This window comes from Stenotrophomonas sp. 05L44_2 (assembly GCF_056665995.1).
Map to the genome: position 1 here is coordinate 1 of NZ_JBFTNR010000139.1, position 7,190 is coordinate 7,190.

General features: G+C 67.9%; 2 protein-coding genes. Both read left to right on the forward strand.

The features are described from left to right. Positions 1–4,728: alpha-2-macroglobulin family protein (locus AC1VAN_RS06820; protein ID WP_480985516.1), on the forward strand; the 4,728-nt coding region annotated here is incomplete at its 5' end. 49 nt (positions 4,729–4,777) lie between these two features. Beyond that, positions 4,778–7,162, forward strand: a complete 2,385-nt coding sequence (pbpC, locus tag AC1VAN_RS06825; RefSeq protein ID WP_442251747.1) for a penicillin-binding protein 1C — start codon at positions 4,778–4,780, stop codon at positions 7,160–7,162. Positions 7,163–7,190: the final 28 nt, after the last annotated feature.

Genomic DNA, 7,190 nt, shown 5'->3' on the forward strand with positions numbered 1-7,190 from the left:
GACCAGAAGAGTGAAGGCCTGTCGCTGGCGCTGGAGTTCTCGCGCCCGCTGGTCGGCACCCAGGACTTCGACAAGCTGGTGCGCTTCGAAGAGAAGGTCGGCAACGATGACAGCAGCTGGACCCTGTCCGATGACGGCCTGACCCTGCGCTATCCCTTCGTCGAAGCCGGCAAGGAATTCAGCCTGGTGGTCTCGCCGGACCTGCTGGCCGCCGATGGCAGCCGCCTGGGCAAGGAACTGAAGCAGAAGGTCTTCAGCGGCGAGCTGAAGCCGGTGGCCGGTTTCGCCTCGCAGGGCAGCGTGCTGCCGGCCAAGGACAGCCGCGGCCTGCCGGTGGTGTCGGTGAACGTGCCGGAGGTCGATGTCGAGTTCCTGCGCGTGCGCGAAAAGGATCTGCCGACCTTCTTCAGCCAGTACCAGCGCGGTGGTCGCCGCGGCAGCTGGGAACTGAGCAGCGACTACGAGCGCAGCCCGATCAACAAGCTGGCCGAACCGGTCTACGTCAACCGCTTCATCCTGGGCGGCAAGCAGAACGAGCGGGTGCTGACCTACCTGCCGACCCAGGACATCAAGGAACTGCAGGAGCCGGGGCTGTATTTCGCCCTGCTCAAGCGCACCGGTGACTACGAGGGCGAGTTCGATACCGCGTTCTTCTCGGTCAGCGACATCGGCCTGCACACCCGCGCGTACAAGGACAAGCTGTTCGTCCATACCGCCGCGCTGAAGGACGGTGCATCGCTGAAGGGCATCGACCTGCGCGTGCTCGATGCCAAGGGCGAAGTGGTGCTGAAGGGCAGTACCGACAGCAACGGCAATGCGCTGTTGAACTACACCCTGGATGCCACCCACGTGCTGGTGGCCAGCAGCGGCAAGGACACCAGTTTCCTGCCCTTCAACCAGCCGGCGCTGGACCTGAGCGAGTTCGCCGTGGCCGGCCGTGACAACGCCTGGTTCGATGTCTATGCCTGGTCGGGCCGCGACCTGTACCGCCCGGGTGAGACGGTGCGCCTGTCGGCGCTGCTGCGCGACAACGACGGCAAGCCGATCAAGAGCCAGCCGGTGTTCCTGCGCCTGAAGCAGCCCGATGGCAAGACCTTCCGCGAAACCCGCGTGCAGCCGGGCGAACAGGGCTACATCAACTTCGAGCAGACCATTCCCGCCGAGGCGCCGACCGGGCGCTGGCAGGTGGAGTTCCGCACCGACCCGGCCAGCAAGGAAGCGATCCAGGGCATGACCCTGCGCATCGAAGAGTTCCTGCCCGAGCGCATGAAGCTGGACCTGGACAGCGCGCAGAAGACGCTGAAGCCGGGGGAAGACCTGCGCCTGCAGGCCAACGGCGCCTATCTGTACGGTGCCCCGGCCGACGGCAACCGCTTCACCGCGCGCATGGCGGTGGCCGCCGAGCAGAAGCCGGTGGAGGGCCTGCCGGGCTACTTCTTCGGCGACCCGACCCTGCAGCTGCCGCGCGAAGCCAAGGATGTCATCGACACCACGCTGCCGGCCAATGGCCAGCTGCGCGAAGACGTGTCGTTGCCGGAAGAGGCGACCAAGGCGAAGGCGCCGATCGCGGTGGTGCTGTCCGGCAGCCTGTATGAAACCGGTGGCCGCACGGTCACCCGCACCCTGAAGCGGGTGGTATGGCCGGCCGCCGCACTGGTCGGCGTGCGCCCGTTGTTCAATCCGGACGACGGCGCTGATTCCAACGGCAACGCGCGGTTTGAACTGATGCGCGTGGATGCGGCCGGCAAGCCGCAGCCGGCCAAGGGCCTGAAGATCACCCTGGTGCGCGAGCTGCGCGACTACCACTGGACCTTCAACGACAACCGCTGGGACTACGATTTCACCCGCCGCTTCGAAAACAAGGAAACCCGTACCGTCGATGCCGGCGGCAGCGCGGTGGCCTTCGACTTCCCGGTGGAGTGGGGCGAGTACCGGGTGGACGTGTTCGATCCGTCCACCGGCCTGACCAGCCGTTATCCGTTCCGCGCCGGCTGGAGCTGGGGCGATGACAACCGTGGCCTCGATGCCCGCCCGGACAAGGTCAAGCTGGGCCTGGACAAGACCGGCTACAAGGCCGGCGATACCCTGGAAGTGACGGTGACCCCCCCGCACGCCGGCAAGGGCGTGCTGATGGTCGAGACCGACCGCATGCTGTACGTGCAGGATATCGACGCCAAGCCCGGTGCCACCTACAAGATCCCGGTCACCGCAGACTGGGAGCGCCACGACGTCTACATCACCGCGCTGGTGTTCCGCGGTGGCAGTGCGCCGAGCAAGATCACCCCGGCCCGCGCGGTGGGCGTGGTGCACGTGCCGATGGACCGCAAGGGCCGCACCGTGGCCGTCGGCCTGGCCGCGCCCAAGCAGATGCGACCGGAGCAGGACCTGCCAGTGACGGTCAGCGCACCGCAGCTGGCCGGCAAGGTCGCGCACGTCACTGTGTCGGCCGTGGACGTGGGCATTCTCAACATCACCCGCTTCCCGGTGCCCGATGCCGGCGCGCACTTCTTCGCCCAGCGCCGCCTCGGCATCGATGCCTATGACATCTACAGCCGGGTGATCGAGAGCTTCGACGGCGGCAGCGGCAAGCTGAAGTTCGGCGGCGACATGGCGCTGCAGGCGTTGCCGCAGGCCAAGCGGCCGACCGCGCGCGTGCAGACCGTGGACCTGTTCTCCGGCCCGGTGCAGCTCGATGCCAAGGGCATTGCCCGCATCCGCCTGAAAGTGCCGGATTTCAATGGCACCCTGCGGGTGTCGGCGCTGGTCTACAGCGATGACCAGTACGGCAAGCGCGATGTGGAAACCGTGGTGCGCGCACCGATCCTGGCCGAGGCCAGCATGCCGCGCGTGCTCGCCCCGGGCGACCGCAGCACGGTGACGCTGGACGTGCAGAACTTCACCGGCAAGCCCGGTCAGTTCAACGTGCGCGTGGACAGCGAAGGCCCGCTCAGCCTGGGCGAAGGCACGCGCAGCGTGCAGCTCAATGCCGATGCCAAGACCACGTTGAGCTTCCCGTTGTCGGCGCGCGAGGGCCACAGCGTGGCCAAGGTGCGCGTGCGTGTGGATGGCAACGGCTTCAAGGCCGACCGCCGCTACGATCTGCCGGTACGCGCGGCGTGGCCGCAGGTACTGCGCTCGCAGGTGCGGACGCTCGATCCGCTGGCGGCGGTGAGCCTGGATGGCAGCCTGATGGACGGGCTGATGTCCGAATCGGTCAATGCCCGCCTGCTGGTCAGCCCGCTGCCGCCGATCCCGTTCGCCAGCGCGCTGCAGGGCGCGCTGAACTACCCGTACGGCTGTGCCGAACAGACCACCAGCAAGGGCTACGCCGCGCTGATCCTGGACCAGGCCACGTCGTCCATGCTCGGCGCTGACGGGCTGGACGCGAAGACCCGTCGCGAGCGCATGGAAGGTGCGTTCGGTCGCCTGGCGTCGATGCAGGTGGCCAACGGCAACTTCTCGATGTGGGGTGACGACGGCTACGTGAACCCGTGGCTGACCCCGTACATCGCCGAGTTCCTGCTCGATGCCAAGGACGGTGGCTTCGCGGTGCCGGACAACGTGCTGCAGAAGGCGCTGAACCGCCTGAGCGAAGACCTGCTGTCCGGTGGCAACCAGTTCTACGGCCAGGAAAAACGCGAAAGCCTGAAGTTCGCCAACCAGGCGTACTCGGGTTACGTGCTGGCCCGCGTCAACCGCGCGCCGCTGGGTACCCTGCGCACGCTGTACGACAACGAACGCAGCAAGGCCGTGGGTGGTCTGTCGCTGGTGCACCTGGGCGTGGCGCTGTCGCTGCAGGGCGATACCAAGCGCGGCCAGGCGGCCCTTGCGGCGGGCTTTGCCAAGTCCAGCAGCGAGCGCCCGTCGTACTTCGGCGACTACGGCAGCGCCGTTCGTGATGATGCGCTGATGATCGCGCTGACCCACGAAAACAAGCTGGCCAAGCCGGCATGGGATGCACGCGCGGTTGATCTTGGCCGTGGCCTGGATGCGCGCCGCAACAGTGGCTGGATGTGGCTGAGCACGCAGGAACAGGTGGCCATCGCCCGTCTCGGCAAGGCGCTGGCCGCCAACCAGAAGGCGCTGGTGGCCGGTGAGCTGGTGATCGGTGGCAACAGCGAGGCCATCGGCGAGCGCAAGCTGTTTGGCCGCAACTTCGATGCAGCGCAGCTGGCCGCGGGCGTGCGCTTCACCCCGCAGGGACAGCCGCCGATGTTCGCCAGCATCGATGTGGCCGGCATTCCGCGCAGTGCGCCGGCGCCGGACAACAGCGTGATCGGCGTGGAGCGAAGCTACTTCGGCACCGATGGCAAGCCGTGGTCGCCGCGTCCGCTGAAGGAAGGTGAAGCGCTGATCGTGCGGGTCACCATCACCGCCGACAGCGAGATGCCCGATGCGCTGCTGACCGACCTGCTGCCGGCAGGCCTGGAGATCGAGAACCTCAACCTGGGCGATGCCAAGCAGTGGGCCGATGTGGTGGTCGATGGCATCACCATCAGCGACCGCAGCGAAGCGGCCGATACCAAGCACGAAGAGTTCCGCGATGACCGCTACGTGGCGGCGCTGAAGCTCTCGCGTGGCAGCAAGGCCAACGTGTTCTACCTGGTGCGTGCGGTCACTCCGGGTACCTACACGGTGCCGCCGTCGCTGGTGGAGGACATGTACCGGCCGCAGCTGCGTGGCGTCGGCCGCAGCAACCCGACCACGTTGACGGTGGTACAGCCGTGACCGTGCGGACGGGCCGCGACGGCGCGGCCCGTCCCACTGGATGCCGTGGATGAAGGTGGGATTGCTGAAATCGCGGCTGCCGCGCCTGCGGCAGCGGCTGCAACCGCTGTGGCCGTGGCTGCGCTGGGGCACGGCGGCGTTGCTGGCGCTGCTGCTGATACTGGATTTCGCCTTCCCGCCGCCGTTGCCCCGGCAACGCGACACCAGCACGCTGGTGGTCGCCGCTGACGGCAGCCCGATGCGGGCGTTCGCCGATGCCGAGGGCGTGTGGCGCTATCCGGCGTCGGTCGACAGCGTGTCGCCGCTGTACCTGCAGGCACTGCTGACCTACGAGGATCGCTGGTTCTGGCGGCACCCGGGCATCAATCCGCTGGCGATCCTGCGTGCCGGTGGGCAGCTGCTGCGGGGTGGCCGAATCGTCTCCGGAGGCTCGACCCTGACCATGCAGGTGGCGCGCATTCTCGATCCGCATACGCGCACGCCCTGGGGCAAGCTGAAGCAGATGCTGCGTGCGGTGCAGCTTGAGGTGCACCTGTCCAAGCGCGAGATCCTCGCGTTGTATCTGGAGCGCGCGCCCTACGGTGGCACCATCGAAGGCGTGGAGGCGGCCAGCTGGGCCTACCTGGGTAAGCCGGCCGCGCAACTTTCGCATGCCGAGGCCGCGTTGCTGGCGGTGCTGCCACAGGCACCCAGCCGTTTGCGCCCGGATCGTCATCCCGAAGCCGCGCAGAAGGCTCGCGACAAGGTGCTGGCGCGCATGGCCGAGCTCGGCGCATGGACGCCGGAGGAAGTGGAAGATGCGCGCATCGAGAACGTGGTCGCACGCTCGCTGCGTCCACCGCTGCATGCGGCACTGCTGGCCCAGCGCCTGCACTCGGCGCATCCGGGGCAGGCGCGGATCCAGAGCAGCATCGACATCGGCCTGCAGCGCACCCTTGAAGAGCGCGTGGCCAGCTATTTCTCCACGCTGCCCGAGCGCACGTCAGCCGCACTGCTGGTGGTCGACAACCAGACCCTGCAGGCGCGTGCGTATGTCGGCACGCTGTCTTTCGGTGATCGGCAACGGCTGGGCCACGTGGACATGGTGCAGGCCTGGCGCTCGCCGGGCTCCACGCTGAAGCCGTTCCTGTATGCGATGGCACTCGATGATGGCCTGATCCATTCCGAGAGCCTGCTGGTGGATGCGCCGCAGAGCTTCGGCAGCTATCGGCCGGGCAACTTCGACATGGCCTTCAACGGCCCGGTCAGTGCTGCCAGTGCGCTGCGCCTGTCGCTGAACGTGCCGTCGGTCGATCTGCTGCAACGGGTAGGTGCGGCACGCTTCGCCGCGCGCCTGTCGCACGCCGGCATCCAGTTGCGCTTCCCGCCGGGCAGTTCGCCCAATCTGTCGCTGATCCTCGGCGGCACCGGCGCGCGGCTGGAAGACCTGGTCGGTGCGTTCGCTGCGCTCAACCGCAACGGCATTGCCGGCCGCGTGCGCTACACCGATGACGAACCGATGATCGAGCGGCGGCTGGCTTCGCCCGGTGCCAGCTGGATCGTGCGCGAGATGCTGGAATCGAATCCGCGCCCGGGATACGGCGTTGGCACGTTCGACGTTGGCGGGCGGCCGCGCGTGGCCTGGAAGACCGGAACCAGCTATGGCTACCGCGATGCGTGGGCGATCGGCAGTACCCGCCACTACACCGTGGGCGTGTGGGTGGGGCGCCCCGATGGCACGCCGTTGCCGGGGCAGTACGGCGCGGTCACCGCCTTGCCGTTGATGTTCGAGGTGGTCGACAGCCTGCCGCGCCAACGCGGCGATGCGGCGGCCGCGCCGATGCCGGCCAGCGTGACCCAGGCAGACATCTGCTGGCCAACCGGGGAACTGGCCGAAGGGTTGCCAGCGGCACTCTGCCAGCGACGCCTGTCGGCCTATCTGCTGGACGGTGCGGCACCGCCGACGTTCCCCGAACGCGAGGCACGGCGATGGCAGCCTGGCCGCCAACGCTACCTGGCTGACGCGCGCACCGGACTGCGCGTATCGGCTGATTGCAGCGCGCCGCATGAGGAAGTCGCGCGGGAAATCGCGCGATGGCCGGCGCTGTTGTCACCCTGGCTGCCCAAGGCCACCCGCGATGCCTCACAGCTTCCCGCGCTGTCGCCGGACTGTCGCGATGATGGCCGCGAGGCCAGTGTGGCCCTGCATATCGATGGCCTCAACGAAGGCGCGACGCTGGCGCGTGCACCCAATGCCGAACACGGCGTACGCCTGCAGATGCGCGCATTGGGTAGCGAACAGGCCGTGGACTGGCTGCTGGATGGTCGATGGATCGCGCAGACGCGCGGTGCGCAGCTGATGCAGCGCGAGTTCGCCGATCCGGGGGCGCATACGTTGACCGCGCTGGCTGCTGACGGCGCTTGGACGCAGGTACGGTTCAACGTGCTGCGGTAGCGCCGGGCCATGCCGGGCGGATGTCACG